The sequence below is a fragment of the Gemmatimonadaceae bacterium genome (assembly GCA_030647905.1).
Taxonomy (GTDB): domain Bacteria; phylum Gemmatimonadota; class Gemmatimonadetes; order Gemmatimonadales; family Gemmatimonadaceae; genus UBA4720.
The window spans coordinates 13999-33074 of sequence record JAUSJA010000035.1; the positions used below are offsets into that span (position 1 = coordinate 13999).

The 19076-nt window shown below is 64.0% G+C and carries 16 protein-coding genes; all 16 read right to left on the bottom strand.

Going from position 1 to position 19076, the window contains the following annotated elements:
• Position 1 precedes the first annotated feature (1 nt).
• Positions 2-967 carry a GDP-mannose 4,6-dehydratase gene (locus Q7S20_13720; GenBank protein ID MDO8502891.1) on the bottom strand — a complete coding sequence of 322 codons (966 nt, stop codon included), beginning with the start codon at positions 965-967 and terminating at the stop codon, positions 2-4.
• Positions 964-1236: a hypothetical protein gene (locus Q7S20_13725; protein ID MDO8502892.1), complete on the bottom strand. Its 273-nt coding sequence runs from the start codon at positions 1234-1236 to the stop codon at positions 964-966. Before Q7S20_13725 ends, Q7S20_13720 begins: the two co-directional genes overlap by 4 nt.
• A 532-nt stretch (positions 1237-1768) precedes the next feature.
• Positions 1769-2935 carry a LysM peptidoglycan-binding domain-containing protein gene (locus tag Q7S20_13730; GenBank protein ID MDO8502893.1) on the bottom strand — a complete coding sequence of 389 codons (1167 nt, stop codon included), beginning with the start codon at positions 2933-2935 and terminating at the stop codon, positions 1769-1771.
• Positions 2936-3120: 185 nt separating this feature from the next.
• Positions 3121-3615, bottom strand: a complete 495-nt coding sequence (locus Q7S20_13735) for a single-stranded DNA-binding protein (protein MDO8502894.1) — start codon at positions 3613-3615, stop codon at positions 3121-3123.
• A gap of 86 nt (positions 3616-3701) precedes the next feature.
• Positions 3702-4196: a ribosomal protein S18-alanine N-acetyltransferase gene (gene rimI / locus Q7S20_13740; protein ID MDO8502895.1), complete on the bottom strand. Its 495-nt coding sequence runs from the start codon at positions 4194-4196 to the stop codon at positions 3702-3704.
• Positions 4193-4873 carry a tRNA (adenosine(37)-N6)-threonylcarbamoyltransferase complex dimerization subunit type 1 TsaB gene (tsaB, locus tag Q7S20_13745; protein MDO8502896.1) on the bottom strand — a complete coding sequence of 227 codons (681 nt, stop codon included), beginning with the start codon at positions 4871-4873 and terminating at the stop codon, positions 4193-4195. The genes rimI and tsaB overlap by 4 nt, the downstream gene beginning before the upstream one ends.
• Positions 4870-5325, bottom strand: coding sequence for a tRNA (adenosine(37)-N6)-threonylcarbamoyltransferase complex ATPase subunit type 1 TsaE (gene tsaE, locus Q7S20_13750; protein ID MDO8502897.1), 456 nt, complete (start codon positions 5323-5325; stop codon positions 4870-4872). Before tsaE ends, tsaB begins: the two co-directional genes overlap by 4 nt.
• Positions 5325-7388: an excinuclease ABC subunit UvrB gene (uvrB, locus tag Q7S20_13755; GenBank protein ID MDO8502898.1), complete on the bottom strand. Its 2064-nt coding sequence runs from the start codon at positions 7386-7388 to the stop codon at positions 5325-5327. The genes tsaE and uvrB overlap by 1 nt, the downstream gene beginning before the upstream one ends.
• 110 nt (positions 7389-7498) lie before the next feature.
• On the bottom strand, positions 7499-9673 hold the full coding sequence (locus Q7S20_13760) for a bifunctional (p)ppGpp synthetase/guanosine-3',5'-bis(diphosphate) 3'-pyrophosphohydrolase (protein MDO8502899.1): 2175 nt from the start codon (positions 9671-9673) through the stop codon (positions 7499-7501).
• Positions 9670-10338, bottom strand: coding sequence for a DNA repair protein RadC (gene radC, locus Q7S20_13765; protein MDO8502900.1), 669 nt, complete (start codon positions 10336-10338; stop codon positions 9670-9672). The genes Q7S20_13760 and radC overlap by 4 nt, the downstream gene beginning before the upstream one ends.
• Before the next feature lie 217 nt (positions 10339-10555).
• Positions 10556-13837, bottom strand: coding sequence for a preprotein translocase subunit SecA (secA, locus tag Q7S20_13770; GenBank protein ID MDO8502901.1), 3282 nt, complete (start codon positions 13835-13837; stop codon positions 10556-10558).
• A 33-nt stretch (positions 13838-13870) separates the two neighbouring features.
• Positions 13871-14476 carry a nicotinate (nicotinamide) nucleotide adenylyltransferase gene (gene nadD, locus Q7S20_13775; protein MDO8502902.1) on the bottom strand — a complete coding sequence of 202 codons (606 nt, stop codon included), beginning with the start codon at positions 14474-14476 and terminating at the stop codon, positions 13871-13873.
• Positions 14477-14479: 3 nt separating this feature from the next.
• Positions 14480-15232, bottom strand: a complete 753-nt coding sequence (bamD, locus tag Q7S20_13780) for an outer membrane protein assembly factor BamD (protein MDO8502903.1) — start codon at positions 15230-15232, stop codon at positions 14480-14482.
• Positions 15229-16572, bottom strand: coding sequence for a UDP-glucose/GDP-mannose dehydrogenase family protein (locus tag Q7S20_13785; protein MDO8502904.1), 1344 nt, complete (start codon positions 16570-16572; stop codon positions 15229-15231). The genes bamD and Q7S20_13785 overlap by 4 nt, the downstream gene beginning before the upstream one ends.
• A gap of 15 nt (positions 16573-16587) precedes the next feature.
• Entirely contained in the window at positions 16588-17955 is a 1368-nt protein-coding gene (locus Q7S20_13790) for a nucleotide sugar dehydrogenase (GenBank protein MDO8502905.1), read from the bottom strand.
• On the bottom strand, positions 17945-19057 hold the full coding sequence (locus Q7S20_13795; GenBank protein ID MDO8502906.1) for a DegT/DnrJ/EryC1/StrS family aminotransferase: 1113 nt from the start codon (positions 19055-19057) through the stop codon (positions 17945-17947). Before Q7S20_13795 ends, Q7S20_13790 begins: the two co-directional genes overlap by 11 nt.
• Between the last annotated feature and the right edge of the window lie 19 nt (positions 19058-19076).

The following is a 19076-nucleotide window of genomic DNA, read 5'->3' on the forward strand; positions in this document are numbered from 1 at the left end:
CTCATGCGCCCTGAGCCGCGTTCTGCGACTCGGACCACGCGAAGGTTTTCACCAGACCCTCGGAGAGAGTTACCTGCGGCGCCCATCCGAGCAGCATGCGCGCTTTGGTCGCGCTGAGGAAGCTCTCCTGCTGCTCTCCCGGCCGTCTCGGCGCGAACACGATCTCCGCGCTGCTGAGCGCTGCCTCCTGAAGAAGCCGGGCCAGCTCGACGACTGAAGTTCCGAGGCCGGTACCGACGTTGAACGCCCGCGCGTCCACGCGCTCCGACGGAGGAAGCGGCATCGTCGCGCCGAGCCAGACCGCGCGTGCCACGTCGCCGACATATACGTAGTCGCGAGTCTGCATCCCGTCCCCGAATATCGTCAACGGCTTTCCGTCGAGGATGCGGTTGCAGAAGATCGCTACCACGCCCGCTTCGCCGTGCGGATCCTGGCGCGGCCCGTACACGTTTCCAAACCGCAGCGTGACGTGCTCCATCTTGTGGACACGTCCGTAGTATGCGAGATAGTACTCCGCCGCGAGCTTCGATATCGCGTACGGCGACTCGGGATCCTTGGGAAACGTCTCGACGTTCGGGGGAGTGTTGAAATTGCCGTAGATCGCGCCGCCCGTGGATGTGAATGCAATGCGCGTTTGCCGGCCGCTGTGCCTGATCGCCTCCAGCAGGTTCAGAGTGCCAAGAATATTGGTGGATGCGTCGTACAGCGGATCGGCGACGCTCTTCCTCACGTCTATCTGAGCAGCCAGATGGACGACGACGTCGAACGCGCCATCGCGAACGATCCGCGCGGCTTCCGGCGACGAAATGCTCGTCTCGTGAAGCACCGCTTTCCCGGGAAGATTCGCGCGACGCCCGGTGGACAGATCGTCAATGATCTCTACGTCATATTCCTTTTCGATGAACAGGTCGGCGACGTGCGAGCCGATGAAGCCCGCACCGCCGGTAACGAGCGCGCGCGGACTCAAGCGTCACCATCCCGGTCCGGCTGCGTGCCATTCGCATCGCGCTCCAGCGCGAACAGATATCTTGCCGCGTCAACCACTCCCAACCCCCTGCCGTTTGCAGCCGCCGCACGAAGTCGCAGGCTCGGCTCATGAAGAAACTCGTTCATTCGGTCACCACCGGCACGGCCACCATTCACCGGCGCGCTGACGCGCCGGGCGAATGGCAGCGCGGCAAGGGCCGCTGCCGCGATATAGCAGGATATTGCGGTGAAGTGGGCGATCACGATCATAATCGCCGTAATTTAATCCCCTCAGCGTATTGGCGAAGAGACCGCAGAGTAGCGTAGTGGGTCAGTTTCGAGTTGGCAGGATGGGGGCGAGCCGCCCTGCGTGCCACGGAGACACGAAGACACGGTGAAAAACGCCTCAATCTTCGTATGTCGATTCCAGCAATCCCGGTCCAGGATGCCGATGCACTTCTATCGCAGCGCCGATAATACGTTCCGTGAGGCTCTCAGTCTCCTGATGGCTCAGGCTCAGGCTCAGGCTCATGCTCAATGGAGGCCCTCAGCACCGCACTATGCGTGGTCCCGCAGTTCCCCCAACAACCGTTTTCCTCCGTGTGCTTCGTGTCGTGGCAAGTGCAGAGACATGGCTAAACTGACCCACTACTCAGAGTAGCCACCAAGGCATTGATAAATCGTTCAAAAGGGGAGAACTACGGACCTCCCCGCCGATGCCTCGTGCGGGTTGACGCTTTTCCCTGAAGGGTTTGCCACACCAGAGGGCAGGCTGAAGCACAAGTACCTCGCGACATCGCGATCAGGGCGCTCTGGCGCTCAGACGGGCAGTCATTCCCGCCCGAATCCGCGGCTGCTCGTGGTCCACCACGATGGCCGTCAGAGCGTACGGAGTGACGCGAACCACTTCGGCGATCGCCGCGGGCACCGGAGGCGCAGGATATTTCGGATCAATGCTGTCGTCAATGATCGTGAACTGGTCTCCGACCCGCACTCCGTTCGCCGCCTTCGCCGTGAGAATTACATAGCTCTGAAGCGACGGAAGAACCGGGTCGCCTGCAACGTACATGACCTTCTCGGCCGGGCCCGCCGGCACGGCTACGGGCGTTCCGACGGACGGCTGTACGTCCTCGAGAGGCATCAGCGACTGGTCGAGCCTGATCTCGCCGAACTGCCTTACCACGCGCGCCATCGCTGGTTGGCCTGGCGAGACGGTTTCGACGCGCACGATGCCGGTCGGAATGACGAGCTGCGCCACGTCGCTCAGCTCGGGTCCGAGGCGATACACGAGCAGCAGATCTCCGGGACGGCCGGGACTCGTCCGGGGAAGCTCCACGAAGATGCGGTCCTTCAGCTGGAATCTCCGGTCGCCTGCCTCGGCCTTGATTCCGGGACGGTCCCACGCTGCCGCCAGTCGCCCGCTGCCCTGCGGCCCGCCGAAGCGCTGTCCGAACGGCGCCGACTCGATCTCGCCACGCGGGACGCCTCCTCCAGCGCCGCGACCGATCACGTCTCCATTCGACTGAACGCGGTCGGCGACTGTTCCGGACGCCGCAGAGAAAACCGTGCGATCGGACTGCGGTGCGGGCTGCGTTGCAATGCGAGCCAGCACCTCCGGCTTCACTTCACTGGCCGGGATGCGGATCGTCTCGCCGGGATAGATCCAGTGCGGGTTCTCCACGATGTCGGTGTTCCGCTGAAAGACCTCGGGCCAGCGGAACGGATCCTTGAGATACGCCTTCGCGAGATCCCACAGGGTGTCGCCCTTCCTGACGACGTGCGTCACCTCGTTTGGCCCCGCCGATACCGGCGTGAGTGTCGGCCACGGTTTCTGCGCCGACGGCTTCGGCGGTTCGCCCCGAGTCTGCGCCCCGGCAGGCGACTCTATGGCTGCCAGCGCGAGGAAGCCCGCGGCAGCGATTGCGATTCGGGAGAAACGGCGCGGGAAAGCGGCTTGAGGGACCAGCATCAGGATGCTCCGCATGATTCGGATTTGCCGGCCCGGATTGGTTTCCAGCCGGAGCGAGAGATTCGCTACCGAAAGGACGGGTTTAAGGGGGGCGGCGTCACGGAAAAAGCGGAAAAGGCGGAACTTGGAACTACCCGGCGACCGGCTGATGGCTTGGTAGTTCTAAGTTCCGCTTTTCTCTCCGCCTAAAACGGCAGGTCGTCGTCCTGGTTCCCGAGAGCGGCCGGGAAATCGTCGAAGCTGTTCTCACTCGCCGCGGCATGTCCGCCGGTGCGCGCGGGAGCGCGGGAGCGCGACCCCTCAGCATCAGAGTCGAAATCGCCACCGCGCCCACCAGCGCCGCCGAGCATCATCAGCTCGCGAACGTTGACCTCGGTGGTGTAGCGAGTCTGATTCTCCTTGTCCTGCCACTGGCGATACTCGATGCGCCCTTCGACATAGATGCGGTCGCCCTTCTTGCAGTACTTCTCGACGACGTCGGCCAGGCCCGAGCCCTTCCCGTTCCACACCACACAGCGGTGCCACTCGGTCTTCTCCTGCTTCTCACCACTGGCGCTGGTCCACGAGCGGCTGGTGGCGAGCGAAAACGTCGCGACCTTGCCGCCGCCTGTGGTGGTGCGGATCTCCGGATCGCTTCCGAGATTCCCGATCAACATCACCTTGTTCAGACTCCGACTCACATTGCCTCCCGGCGAGGGTTCTTGCGCTCGCCTTCAATGGTAAACCGGTGCTGCGACAGCGCGCACACCAGCAATTGCCTCCGTCATCATTGCATCGCGCGCCGCAGTACGAGAGCATCCTCGACCGGGCTGCGGTAATACCCCTTTCTGCGCGACATCTCGGTGAATCCGCGCGATCCGTACAGCCTTCTCGCCGCTTTGTTCGACTCCCTCACTTCGAGAAATGTGGCCACAGCGCCAAGTTCCCGCAGCGAGGCGAGCGCTGCGTCGAGCAGATGCCCGCCCAGCCCGCGTCCACGATGTGCCGGATCCACGGCGATGTTCAGGATCTCCGACTCGTCCAGCACGGTGAGCGCCACCGCGTAGCCCGTGATCTCTTCGGACCCAGGATCGGTCACCACGAGAAAGATAGTCTGCGGAGAGTCCATCAACGCCCTGAAGTCGGCCGTTCCCCAGGGATCGCCGAACGACTCCTTCTCGATCCTCGCGATCGCGACAACGTCTCCCGGGCGAGCGTTCCGCAGTCCCCGCGACATTCCGCTCGCCGATGCCGCGTCGCGCGAATCCGTAGCCGCCGTCATCCCGCGGCCGTGAGCGGCCTTCCGTGCGCCGCCTCCCACTTCACCTGCGCCTCGGCGAGCCGGCCATACGATGGCTCCCACGTCGCGATGTCGCACGCCCCCTGGGCAAGCAGCGCCGGCAGCACATGCGCTACTCCGCGTGCGTGCGGGAGGACGGCGTCGTGAAGGCCCGGTCCGATGATCGTCGCGCCAAGGCGGTGCGCCTCCCCGGAAAGAGCTTCATCGTGAACGAGCCTTGTCCCCCCGATTTCCCGGATCTGATCGCCGGCGACCTCGAACAGCGCGGCGTACGATTCCCCGCGCATCGCCGGAATCGCCGCGAGCCACGATCCATCAAGCACCCGTGAACCAGCGACGATCAGCAGAAGCGACGATACCGCGAACAGCGGACAATCCGCGCCAACAGCGATCCCCTTTGCGACCGATGCCGCGACTCGCAAGCTCGTGAAGCTCCCCGGACCGGCACCGCAAACCACCCGCGCCAGATCACTCGTCCGTACACCGGCGTCCGCGAGACATTCCGCCACCATCGGCAGAAATCTTTCTTCCCGCCCGCCCCGCCCCGGCTTCGGCACGTTCTCGAGCGCGCGCTCGGCAATTACTTCGCCGCCCTGGATCACCGCGACGCTCCCGGCATACGTGGCTCCCTCGAGGGCCAGCGTGATGTCGTCGCTCATCCGGCGAGGAGAATGCGGCGATCAGGATCGCCCAATGCGTACCTGAGATCCATGTGCAGATGGCCCGCGGGCATTCGGTCCCCCGCCCGCTCGGGCCACTCCACGATGATCAACGCATGTTCTGCGAGGATGTCGTCCCAGCCGATGTTCGTGAGCTGCGACTCGTTATCGAGGCGGAACAGGTCCACGTGATAGACCGGCGACCGCGCGGCGTCATACCGGTGCACGAGCGCGTACGTCGGACTCGTCACTGATTCCTTCACGCCGTATCCCTCGCAGATGGATTGCGCGAGCGTGGTCTTCCCCGCGCCGAGCTCACCGGTGATCGAGATGACGAGAGGTGGCGCGATCGCCTCGCCCAGCTCGCGTCCCCAATGCCGCAATTCGCTCTCGACGAGAGTGATGTGTCCCTTGCCGGCGAGCGGCGGAACGACGTGCCGGTGCGTCTGCACTAACGCTGTACCCTGATGGCCGAGAGCGAGCCGCGCGTGCGGAGTCGCGGTCCGTCGGCCTTGGCACGAATCTCGAACAGCTGGTCGCGAAGGCGTGCCGCCGTCTCGAAGTCGAGATTCGTGGCCGCTTCCTTCATCTCCTTCTCGAGCTGGGCGATGAGCTGCGCCGGATCCTTCGAGCCGTACGACGGCGACGATTCGGCGACCCGGCGCGCCTGCTCCTCGTGTCGCGCATCGCTCCCCTCGCGGGCATCGGCTACGCGGGTGATGAATCTCACCTGCTCCGTGCTCTTGATGACTGTCTGCGGCGTGATCCCATGCTCGATGTTATGCGCGCGCTGCGTCTCGCGGCGGCGCTTCGTCTCCTCCATCGCGCGGTCCATCGAGCCTGTGATCCGGTCAGCGTAGAAAATCGCGCGGCCGTTCACGTGCCGCGCCGCGCGCCCGACGGTCTGGATCAGCGAGCGGTCGCTGCGCAGGAATCCTTCCTGGTCCGCGTCCAGAATCGCGACGAGCGAAACTTCCGGCAGGTCGAGTCCCTCGCGCAGCAGATTGATGCCGATCAGCACGTCGAACTCGCCAAGCCGGAGACCGCGTACGATCTCCATGCGCTCGATGGCGTCTATGTCGGAGTGCATGTACCTGACGCGCACGCCCATCTGCTGGAGATAGTCGGTGAGATCTTCGGCCATTCGTTTGGTGAGCGTGGTGACGAGCACACGCTCTCCCTTCTGCTCGCGGAGCCGGATCTCGTTGAGCAGGTCGTCCACCTGCCCGCGCACCGGGCGGACCTCGATCTCGGGATCGACCAATCCCGTTGGACGGATGATCTGCTCGACGACGACACCCTCGGATAGGCGCAGCTCGATCTCGCCCGGGGTAGCCGACACGTTGATCGCCTGCGGCGTCAGCGACAGGAACTCGTCGAACATCAACGGACGATTGTCGAGCGCGCTCGGAAGACGGAATCCGTAATCCACGAGGGTGAGCTTGCGCGCACGGTCGCCGTTGAACATTCCGCCAATCTGCGGGAGCGTGACGTGCGACTCGTCTATGACGACGAGGAAATCCTCGGGGAAATAGTCGAAGAGACACGCCGGCCGCTCGCCCGACGCACGGCCGGAGAGATGCCGCGAGTAATTCTCGATTCCTGCGCACGTGCCGATCTCAAGCATCATCTCGATGTCGAAGTTGGTGCGCGATTCGAGCCGCTGCGCCTCGAGCAGTTTGCCCGTCGTGCGCAGCTCGCTCAGTCGCTCGGCCAGCTCCGAACGAATCAGCTCGACCGCTCGCTGAATCGTCGGCCGCGAAGTCACGAAATGCTTCGCCGGATAGATCGCCGCCTTCTCGAGATCGGCGATCACTTCGCCGGTGAGCGGATTGATCTTGGAGATGCGCTCGATCTCGTCGCCCCACATCTCGACTCGCACGCCCTGCTCTTCGTACGCGGGTAGAATCTCCACCGTGTCGCCGCGCACGCGGAACGTCGCCCGGTCGAACATGACGTCGTTCCGCGAGTACTGGATCTTCACCAGCGAGCGGAGGATGTCGTCGCGAGGAATGCGCTGCCCCTTCGTGAGCGTCACCATCTGCTCGCGGTAGCTGCGCGGATCGCCGAGTCCGTAGATGGCGGACACGGTGGCGACGATGACGACGTCCTCGCGCTCCATGAGGCTCGAAGTCGCGCGCAGCCGAAGCCGGTCAATGTCCTCGTTGATGGAGGCGTCCTTCTCGATGTACGTGTCCGTGGTGGGTACGTACGCTTCCGGCTGGTAGTAGTCGTAGTACGAGATGAAGTACTCGACCGCGTTGCTCGGGAAGAAGCTCTTGATCTCCCCGTACAGCTGCGCGGCGAGGGTCTTGTTGTGGGACAGGACGAGCGTGGGCCGGCCGAAATTGCGGATGACGTTGGCGATTGTCATCGTCTTTCCAGATCCCGTGACGCCGAGCAGAGTCTGGAACCGGTCGCCCCGCTCCAGCCCGTGTGTCAGCTCGGCGATGGCCCTCGGTTGGTCACCCGCGGGTTGGAACGGCGCCTGGAGATTGAATTCGGCTTTTGGCACCTTGAAATATAATCAAATATCGGGGTTTATTCGGGGGATGCGATGTGGTGTCGCAGCCAGGTGCAAAGAACCACAGTCTGTGGTTATCTGCACTCGGGCCGCGCACCGAACTAATCGTCGCTGGCGAGCCGTTCCTTTCGGGTGACCTCTGTCACTCCCTTCACTCTCCGCGCGGCTTTCAGGACCTTCTGCAGGTGAGCCAGGTTCTCGACCTCGACGGCGAGCGCTCCGGTCACGTGGCCGTCCGCTGAGGCGAGCTCGAATGACCGGATGTCGGTGTCGGTCGCCGAGACTGCCGCCGCCAGGTCCGCATACAGTCCCCGACGATCGGTGGCGTCGAGGACAAGGCGCACCATGAACCGCTCGCCCTCAAGCTCCTTCCAGTCTATGTCGAGCCGGCGCTCGGGCTCGAGGTCGAGCATCAGGAGATTGGGACAGTCCGCGCGGTGGATGCTCACGCCGCGGCCGCGCGTGACGTAGCCGACCACCGGGTCGCCGGGGACGGGTTGGCAGCACTGGGCGTAGCGCACCATCAGCCCGTCCACGCCCTGGATGCGCACACCTTTCGGGCTTCCGCGCATCTTGTCCACCAGCCAGTCCAGCGGGCCGGTCTTCGGCAGCGCCGGCGGACTTTCTTCCTCGGGATACAGGTGCTTCATCACCTGCATCACACCAATGTCGCCTTGCCCAATGGACGCGATCAGATGATTGGAGTCGTTCAGCCCCATCGAGTCGGCGGCCGCCTTGAGCTGCGCATCGTCGGGTTTCGCCAGACGGCGGCGCTTCACCTCGCGGAGCAGAATCCCCCGGCCGAGGTTCGCCGACGTCGTCTGCTCCTCGATGCGGAGCCGCTGCCGGATCTTGTGCCGAGCGCGGCCGGTGCGCACGTGCTGCAGCCAGTCACGACTCGGGCGCGACGTCGGCGAAGTCAGGATCTCGACTGTATCGGAGTTCTTGAGCTCGCGCGCGAGCGTCGCCTGCCTTCCATTAATGCGCGCTCCATTGGCATGCAGGCCGACCTCGGTGTGCACGGCGAACGCGAAATCAATCGGCGTCGCGCCCTTCGGGAGCTGAATGACGTCGCCCGTCGGCGTGAAGACGAAGATCTCGTCCTGATACAGATCGAGCTTGAGGAACTCCAGGAATTCGTCGGGCGTCTTCGCATCGAGCTGCAACTCGAGCACCTGCCTGAACCAGTGAAGCGCGCGGTCGAGCTCGTCGGCGCTCCGCGCGTTCTCCTTGAAGCGCCAGTGCGCGGCGATTCCGTACTCCGCCGTGCGGTGCATCTCGCGCGTCCTGATCTGTATCTCGAAGAGCTGCTTGCCGGGACCGAAGATCGTCGTGTGCAGCGACTGGTATCCGTTCGACTTCGGCTGTCCTACGTAATCCTTGATGCGCTCCTGGAGCGGAGTGAACCTCTCGTGAATCACGCCGAGCGCATGGTAGCAGTCGGGGACCGTCTCCACGAGCACGCGGATCGCCATGAGGTCGTAGATCTCCTCGTACGGCTTGTCCCACTTGGTCATCTTCTTGTAGATGGACCAGAGGTGCTTCGGGCGTCCAGTGACTTCGACGTTGGGAATTCCGGCGTCGACAAGCAGTTCCTGAAGCGGATCTCTCAGCGCGGCGATCGTCGCTTCCCTCTCTCCGCGTCTCTTCGCGACGAGCTTCGCCAGCGACTTGTATTCCCCTGTTTCGAGATGCTTGAACGCCAGATCCTCCAGCTCCCATCTGATCCGCGCCATTCCGAACCGGTGCGCGAGCGGCGCGTACAGATCACGCGTCTCCTGAGCGATGCGCCGCCTCTTCTCCGCCGGCAGATAGTCGAGCGTGCGCATGTTGTGCAGGCGGTCCGCGAGCTTGATGAGGATGACGCGCGCATCCTTGGCGATGGACAGCAGCAGCTTGCGGTAGTTCTCGACCTGCCGCTCCTGCGACGAGTTGAGCGGGAGGTGGCCGATCTTCGTCAGCCCGTCCACGATCTGCGCCACCTCTGACCCGAAGTGCGACTCGATCTCGGCCACCGAGATGTTCGTGTCTTCGACGACGTCGTGGATCAGGCCACTGGCGACGGTGACCGTATCGAGCTGCAGCTCGGCGAGGATCTTCGCGACTTCGACGCAGTGCGACACGAAATTCTCGCCGGAGAGGCGCTTTTGTCCCAGGTGTGCCGTCTCGCTGAAGCGATAGGCGCGCAGGAGCAGCTCGTGATCGAGTCGCTCCGGCAACGGGTGCCCGTCGTCGTTCCATCCGGGGATTACAGCGTGCGATTCTACCGCAGTCAAAGCAGCCCTGCCTCCGCGAAGCTCAGATATCGTCCTCTTCCAATAATAATGTGATCGTGCACTGGTATGTCGAGTACCCGGCCCGCCTGTACCAGCTGCTCGGTCGTTATCCTGTCGTCGGGGGAAGGCGTGGGGTCTCCGCTCGGATGATTGTGAATCAGAATGATTGCCGCCGCATTCTCCGCGATCGCTTCGCGAAAAACCTCACGCGGATGCACCAGCGACGAGTTGAGCAACCCGCGCGTGATGGTGACGTCGCGCTCGAGGCGGTGCTGCGAGTCGAGCACGGCGACGTGGAACTCTTCGACCGGCAGGTCCTGCAGCCGCTGGCCAAAGATCTCGTGGACGTCGCGTGGTCCGCGCACGGGAATCCCGTCCTCGCGCTCCTCCGCCGCCATCCGCCTGCCGAGCTCGAGCGCCGCGTGAATCGCGACGGCCCGGGCATTTCCTACACCGGCTAGCGCCGTCAGTGCCGCGACGGGCTGCGACGACAGCCGCCTGAGCGACCCATGCGCGCTCGCCAGGATCTCGTGCCCGATCCGCATCGAGCAGCTGCCGAGGAGAATTGAGAGCAGCTCCGACGAGCTGAGCGCGCGTGCGCCGTGCGATTTCAGGCGCTCCCGCGGGCGTTCACCGTTGGGGAGCTCGCGGATACTCGGTGCCATTCGCACTCCTGTAGTTGAGGGGTGCGTAATGCTTATGTCGGCCCCGCGCGCAAACCCTCACCGCCATCGCGCGTCAGGAACACCTTTGCCGCAGAGAGCCGCCGGGAGCGGCTTTACCCGCTACCCGCTACCCGTAACCCGTTTCCCGTTTCCCGCTTCCCGTTACCCGTTGCCCGTTGCCCGTTGCGGGTAACGGGTAGCGGGTAGCAGGTAACGGTTACACCGTCGCCCCGTGGCATTTCTTGAATTTCCTGCCTGACCCGCACGGGCACGGATCGTTGCGCCCGACGTTTTCCCAGTCCGCCGGCGTAGCGTTCGCCGCGGCGCTGAGCGACCGCACTCGCCCCGCCCCGGTGACGATCGGCTCGGCACGCGCTGCTGCCTTGCGCGTTGGCGGTTCGGCGGGTCCGATGTCCACGACATCCTCGGGCTCGCCTTCACCGTTGACTTCCTCGTCCGGAAGAATGTCCTCGAGAATGCCGAGAGCGTTGAAGCGCCGGGTCGGAGCCGCCGGGCGGCCACCCGATCCATCGCCTTCACCGTACGACTCGAAAGGCCGCGGCTCGAAGCTGATCTGCGCGCGCAGGAAACGCTCCGTGAACGTGTGATAGATATCGTTCATCAGATCCACGAACATCGAGTACGCCTCGTGCTTGTACTCGATGAGCGGGTCCTTCTGGCCCCACGACCGGTAATGGATCGCGTTGCGCAGCTGATCGAGATCGTAGAGGTGGTCCTTCCACTTCTCGTCCAGCACGTTGAGCATCACGAGTGACAGAAGCTGGTCGGCGAACTCGCTCAGGCCGGCGAGCTTGTCCTCGAACGCCTTCGTCGCCGCCGCAACCGCCGCTTCCTGCGCCGCGGCGAGGCTGACCGGCTTGTCGGCTTCCTCCTCGAAGGACGGAACGCTGAGCAGGTAGTGCATCAGCAGATCCTGTCTCAGCAGCGCGAAGTCCCAGTGCTCCTCGCTCTCGAACGTCGCCAGCGTATTCTCGACGCGACGAGACACGCCCTTCTCGATCATCTTCGCGGCTTCGCCCTTCAGCTCCTCCCCACGGTCGAGCGCGAACGACCGCAGCGAGTAGATCACCTCTCGCTGCTGGTTCATCACGTCATCGTACTCGAGCAGCCGCTTGCGCGACTGGAAGTTCTGAAGCTCGACGCGCTTCTGCGCCTGCTCGATGGAACGGGTGATGAGCGGATGCGTCAGCATCTCTCCCTCTTCCGCGCCCATGCGGTCCATCAGCTTGGCGATGCGGTCGCTGCCGAAGAGACGCATCAGGTCGTCCTCGAGCGACAGGAAGAACTGGGACGACCCCGGATCTCCCTGACGTCCCGCGCGCCCGCGCAGCTGCCGGTCAATGCGCCGCGACTCGTGACGCTCCGAACCGATGATGTGCAGGCCGCCGCATTCGGTCACCTCGATCGGCTTGTTCTCCGGATCCTTGACCACCGACGGCCTGGATATGGTCACGCCTTCGCCGAGTTTGATGTCGGTTCCGCGGCCGGCCATGTTCGTCGCGATCGTCACCACCCCGGGCTGGCCGGCGTTGGCGACGATCTCGGCTTCACGCTGGTGGTACTTCGCGTTGAGAACGTTGTGCGGAATTCCCGCGCGCTTGAACATGCGCGCCAGAGTCTCCGAGACGTCCACGCTCACCGTTCCCACGAGCACCGGGAAGCCGAGCTTGTGCAGGCGCTGCGTCTCCTCGAGGATCGCGTTGTACTTCTCACGGCGGGTCTTGTAGACGAGATCGTGGCGGTCGTCGCGGATCACCGGCTGGTTTGTCGGAATCACCGACACGCCGAGCGAGTAGATCTGGTGGAACTCCGTCTCTTCCGTCTCCGCCGTTCCCGTCATGCCGGAGAGCTTGGCGTACATGCGGAAGTAGTTCTGAATGGTGATCGTCGCCATCGTCTGCGTCTCACCCTTCACCTGAACGCCTTCCTTTGCCTCAATCGCCTGGTGCAGTCCCTCGGACCAGCGGCGGCCCGGCATCGTGCGGCCGGTGAACTCGTCCACGATCAGGACCTGGCCTTCCTGCACGACGTAGTTGACGTCTATCTCGTACAGCGAGTGGGCACGGAAAAGCTGGTGGACGATGTTGAGCGTCTCGCTCTTCTCCGCGTACTCGCGGTTGATCTTCGCCCGCGCCTCGAGCTTCTCCTCGGGCGTCATCTCTTCGTCGTGATCTATGCGATGCACTTCCAGCGAGATGTCCGGCAGGACGAACGCGTCGTGATCCTGCGGCGACATGAAGTCCACGCCGCGGTCGGTCAGATGGACGGTGTGTCCCTTTTCGTCGAGCACGTAGAGGAGATTCTCCTCCGTGTCGCCGTACTGCTGCTTCGAAGCGGGCAGCTTGCGGTCGGCGAGATGCTCCAGCTCCTTCTTCTGCACGAGCTGCTTTGCGCCCGTCTCCTGCAGCACCTTGAGCAGCCGCTTGTTCTTCGGCGCACCCAGCTGCGCCTGATAGAGCTTGAGCCCACCCGTCTCCGTATCCCCCGCCTCCAGGGCGCGCTCAGCTTCCGCGACAAGCGCGTTCGCCAGATCGCTCTGCCGCTTCACCAGCCGCGATACCGCCGCGTTGTGCATCGCGTACTCGGCGTCGGACTCGTTGCCGACGGGACCCGATATGATGAGAGGCGTGCGCGCCTCGTCGACCAATACCGAGTCCACTTCGTCCACGATCGCGTACACATGCCCACGCTGCACTCGCTGGTCGTTCGACACGACCATGTTGTCGCGCAGGTAGTCGAAGCCGAACTCGTTGTTGGTGCCGTAGGTGATGTCGCACTCGTAAGCGGCGCGACGCTCGGCTGTGCCTGGCTCCGTATCGTCAAGGCAGCCGACAGTGAGACCGAGGTACTTGTAGACGTGTCCCATCCACTCCGAGTCGCGGCGGGCGAGATAGGAGTTGACGGTGATCAGATGGGCGCCCTTGCCGGAGAGCGCGTTGAGGTAGAGGGGCAGCGTAGCGACGAGCGTCTTCCCTTCACCGGTGGCCATTTCGGCGATACGCCCGAGGTGAAGCTGGATGCCTCCCATAAGCTGCACGTCGTAGTGCACCATGTTCCACGACTGCTCGTGGCCGGTGACCTTGACGGTCGTTCCAAGCAGGCGCCGAGCGGCTTCGCGCACCGTCGCGAACACCTCCGGAAGCAGCTCGTCGAGAATCTCTGCCGTGGCGTCCCGAAGATCTCCTTCGACACCGCCGCGGCCATCGGCCCCGCCCAGCTCGAGATCTATCTGCTCGCGCTCGGCAGCGTCGGCCGTCGTGCGCTTTTGTTCCCTGAGCTCGGCGACGCGCGCCTCGAGCTCGCCCGTCGCTTCGCGAATGCTCTCGCGGAAGCGCTCGGTCTGCGAGCGCAGCTCCTCATCGGATATGGACTGCAGCCGCTCGTATTCCGCGTTGATCTCATTGACGATCGGCTGGACACGCTTTTTCTCGCGATCGTGCCGCGTGCCGAACACCCCCGTCAACATCCCCTTTAGCATTCCTGGTTCCTCTTTCCCGTGCGAGCCAGCATGTCAGCCGGCCGCCGCCGGGGACCTGTATAGTTTCGCGGCGGAGATGAACGCCTCCACCGATTCTGCGACGAATCCTCTGATCGATTTTCCTGCCGCGAGCCGTTCGCGTATCTCCGACGAGGATACGTCGATGCGCCTCGCCGTCACGATCGTCACACCGGACTGCAGATTGACGTCATCGCGCCGTTGGCCGTCGTGATCCTGCCTGCGGGTGAGCACGGCGATGCGCGCCAGTTCGCGAATCCGCTCCGGCCGCTTCCACCGGTCCATCGTCCTGAACGAGTCCAAGCCCACCAGAAGTGTCAGCTCCGCGCCTGCGTTCTGCGCCGCCAGCCCCTCGAGCGTATCAACCATGTAAGATAACCCACCGCGCTCGATTTCCATTGCGCTCACCTCGAACCGCGGGTCGCCTCCGAACGCGCGGCGGACCATCTCCAGCCGCTGCTCCGGCAACGGCGAACGGCCATCCGTCGGCTTGAGCGGGTTGGCGAATGCGGGAACGATCAGCAGCCGGTCGAGCTTCAGCGCCTCATGCGCGTCGGACGCGACGACGAGATGCCCGATGTGCGGAGGATTGAACGAACCGCCAAGGACACCGAGGCGCAACGGCTACTGCGACGCGGCAGGGGCCGGAGCCGGCCCGCAGGCGTCCCTCACGTCCCGGTCGGACGGATACGTCTTGCGCATCGTGTCGCACAGGTCGCGGGCGTCGTCCTTGTAGTTGATCGCCTTGTACGCCTCGTGCAACCGGAGGTATGCCTCGCGAGTCTTCTTCGCGTTTGGATGCAGCCGGATCACGTCCTTGAAGTAGATGATCGCCGAGTCGTACGCCTTTCGTTTCAGGTAGTGGTATCCGGTGAGAAAATCCTTCTCCGCGAACCACTCGTCGAGCTTCACCAACTGCGCGTTGGCGCGCGGGACCAGCGGAGAATCGGGATACAGCGCAACAAGACTCTGGAACTGCGTCATTGCGTTGTCACCGTATTCCGCATCCAGAACGGGTTTCCGCCACATGTCCTCGTACGCGAGCCCTGACGCCAGCAGCGCGTCGTCGGCGAGCGTGTCCTGCGGCAGCAGCTCGTAGATCCTGCTATAGGACTTCGCCGCGAGAAGGTGGTCGCCCTGCTTCTGCTGCGACTTTCCGAGATAGAGATACGCCGTGGCGATCCGCGGATCTCTGGGTGACAGCTCCGTCGTCAGCCGCTCGAACGCATGCACCGCATTCTCCCAGCGCTTCGCGTTGTACTCCTTCATCGCAGCCTGGTAGAGATCGTCGGTGCTGGCGAACCCGCCGGCGTTGAACGCCGGCCTGCACGCCATCGCCGCCAGAAGTGCCAGGACCAGAAATCGCTTTACGTTCATGCGAACTCTCCTACCCGTGGATGGGCAGGGCGTTCGGCACACGTGCGTCCGATCGAGTAGTAGCTGAAACCGAGCTCCGTCATCTTGGCCGGGTCGTAGAGGTTGCGGCCGTCAATGACCACCGGACGCTTCAGACATTCCTTCACACGCCCGAAGTCGGGGTGGCGGTACTCGTTCCAGTCCGTGACAACGACGAGCGCGTCTGCACCGGCGAGAGCATCGTAGTTCGTCTCGGCGTACGCGACGCGGTCGCCGAGCTTGTGCCGCGCCTCGTTAATCGCCACCGGATCGTGGGCGCATACGGTCGCGCCCGCTGCGAGCAGGTCCTCGATCAGCGTGAGAGACGGCGCGTCGCGCATGTCGTCGGTCTGCGGCTTGAATGCGAGGCCCCACACGGCAACGTGCATACCCGTGAGGTCGTCACCGAGCGCGTGCCGCAACTTCTCGCCGAGCCGGAGCTTCTGATTCTCATTGACCTCCTCGACGGCGCCGAGAACCTTGAGCTCCATTCCCATCTCCGCTGCTGTCCGGACGAGCGCCTTGACGTCCTTGGGGAAGCAGGAGCCGCCGTAACCAGGGCCCGGGAAAAGGAATGACGAGCCGATCCTCGAGTCGCTGCCGATTCCGCGGCGAACCATGTCCACGTTGGCGCCGACCAGCTCGCACAGGTTGGCAACCTCGTTCATGAACGAGATGCGCGTCGCCAGCATTCCGTTGGCGGCGTACTTGGTCATCTCGGCGGAAGCGATGTCCATGAAGATGATCGGCTTTCCCGTCCGGACGAACGGCGCATAGATCTCCGTCATCACGTTGCGCGCGTAGTCGCTGTCCACGCCGAGCACGACGCGGTCGGGCTTCATGAAGTCGTCCACCTCCGCGCCTTCCTTGAGGAACTCCGGATTGCTGCACATGTGGAACGGAAAGCGCGCTTCCTTCCTGATCTCGGCGGCCACCGTTCCAGCGGTGCCGACGGGCACGGTGGACTTGGTCACGATGACCATCTCGCGCATCATGTGCCGTCCCACTTCGCGCGCGACGGCGAGCACGTGCTGCAGGTCAGCCGAGCCGTCCTCGTCGGGCGGCGTACCCACCGCGACGAAAAGAACGTTCGCCGCCGCGATGGCGGAAGCGATGTCGGTGGTGAAAGTGAGCCGTCCGTCCTGCTGGTTGCGCTCCACGAGATCTTCGAGGCCGGGCTCGTAGATCGGAAGCACGTTGCGCTTCAGCCCTTCGATCTTCGATGCGACCACGTCTGCGCACACGACGTCATTGCCCGTTTCGGCGAGGCACGCGCCCACCACCAGTCCGACGTATCCGGTACCGATTACTGAAATATTCATTAATTGCTTCGTGTATCAGGCGATTGCGAGGTCGGGCCGCTTCGCGCCGGGCGCCGCGACACTTTCCGGCCGCGCGAGTCCGGCGGTGGCGTTGCGCGTGTCCACGATGACGCGCGCGAGGCGCACAACCCGCTGATAATCGATCACCGAGTGATCGGTGATGATGACCACCGCGTCCGCACGCGACAGCTCCGCGTCGGTCAGCTCCACGCTGTGGCGCTCGTGCCCGTCCTCCCTGAACGACGGCACATGCGGATCATGGTAGACGACGTCGGCGCTCTGATCCTCCAGCAGCTTGATGATGTCGAGCGCCGGGCTCTCGCGCATGTCGTCAATGTCCTTCTTGTACGCCACGCCGAGCACGAGCACCCGGCTGCCGTTGAGCGGCTTGCGCTCGGTGTTGAGCGCCTGAGCCACGCGCTTTACCACGAGGGCCGGCATCTCGCTGTTGATCTCGCTCGCCAGGTCAATGAAGCGCGTCTTGTAGTTCAGCGTCCGCATCTTCCACGCGAGATAGTGCGGATCGAGCGGAATGCAGTGGCCGCCGATTCCCGGGCCGGGAGTGAACTTCATGAAGCCGAATGGCTTCGTCGCCGCCGCATCAATCACTTCCCACACATTGACGCCCAGCTTGTCGCACACGATCTGCATCTCGTTGACGAGTCCGATGTTCACCGACCTGAATGTGTTTTCCAGCAGCTTCACCAGCTCCGCCGTCTCGGTGCTTGACACTGGCACGATACTCTCCAGGCACGACGCGTAAAGTGCGCTCGCGACCTCGGTGCAGGCAGCGGTTATTCCACCGACGACCTTGGGCGTGTTCTTCGTGTTCCAGACCGTATTGCCCGGGTCCACCCGCTCGGGGCTGAAGGCGAGGAAGACGTCCTCGCCAACTGTCAGTCCCGCGGATTCGAGCCGGGGTTGCATCAGCTCGCGGGTCGTCCCCGGATAAGTCGTGCTCTCGAGCACGATCAGCAGGCCCGGATGGCAGTTGCGCGCGATGGCATCGGCCGCCGCGATGACGTACGTCATGTCGGGGTCGCGAGTCTTCGCCAGCGGTGTCGGCACAGCGATGGATATCGCATCCATCTCCCGGAGCCGCGACTCGTCCGACGTCGCCTCGAACTTCCCGGACGCGATGACCGCGCCCAGCTCATCGCTCGAGACGTCCTGGATGTGCGACTTCCCTGTCGCCAGTCCGGCCACCACTCGCTCGCTCACATCGTACCCGATCACCCGGAAGCCGGCCTTGGCGAACTCGAGCGCCAGCGGCAGTCCGACATAGCCCAGTCCGACGACGCCGATACAGGCCGTCCTCCCTTCCAGCTTCTCCAGCAGCTGGCTCTTCATCGTCGTCGCGCCCTTCTTCGCCTCAGTCGCCATAGAACTCTCTCACGGCCTCGATGACTTCGTCGAGCTGCCCCGTGGTCAGCTCGGGATAGATCGGGAGCGAGATGACCTCCCTCGCCGCCTTCTCGCTCTCCGGGAAAGCGCCCTCCGAGTATCCGAGATACGCAAAGCAGGGCTGGAGGTGCAGTGGAAGCGGATAATACACGGAGCTCCCGATTCCCTTCGACTTGAGACGCTCCTGCAGCTCGTCGCGGCGCGGTACGCGCAGCGTGTACTGGTTGTAGATGGACACGTTGGCAGGATCGATTACCGGCGTCCTTGCGTCGGCGAGCCCCGAGAACGCCGAGTTGTAGTACTCGGCGTTTCTGCGCCGTGCCGCGCTCCAGCTCTCGAGGTGCGGCAGCTTGGCAAGCAAGACCGCGGCCTGCAGCGCGTCGAGCCGGCTGTTGTATCCGACCTCGTCGTGATAGTACGTCTTCATTCCGCCGTGGACGCGGAGACGCCTCAGCCGCGCGGCGAGCCCTTCGTCCTGCGTCACAATCATCCCGCCGTCGCCGTAACCGCCGAGATTCTTCGAGGGAAAGAAGCTGAACGTTCCGATCGTCGCCGCTTCTCCGGCACGCACGGTTCGGCCTCCAATCTGTCGAGTGGCGCCGATGGACTGCGCGGCATCCTCGATGATCGGCATCCCCGGAATGGCCGCGGCGACCGCGTCCATGGGCGCGATCTGGCCGAAAAGATCCACCGGAATCACCGCTTTCGTGCGAGCGGTGACGGCCGACGCCGCCGACTGCGGCGAGATGTTGAAGGTGTCTGGATCTATGTCGGCGAACACGGGGCGCGCGCCGACGTTATGGATGGCGCCGGCGGTCGCGAAGAATGTGAACGGGGTCGTCACTATCTCGTCGCCGTGCCGGACGTCAAGCGCGCGCAGCGCCAGCAGCAGCGCGTCGGTGCCGTTGGCGCAGCCGATGGCGAACTTCGTGTTCGACAGCGCCGCAACGGCGTTTTCCAGCCGCTCGACGGGCGATCCGAGGATGAACGCCTGATCGTCCACGACCTGCATCATCGCGGCGACTACGTCGGCGCGGATCGTGGCGTGCTGGGCGCGAAGGTCTAGGAGAGGAACGGCCATATTTCGGGAGAAGGCATAG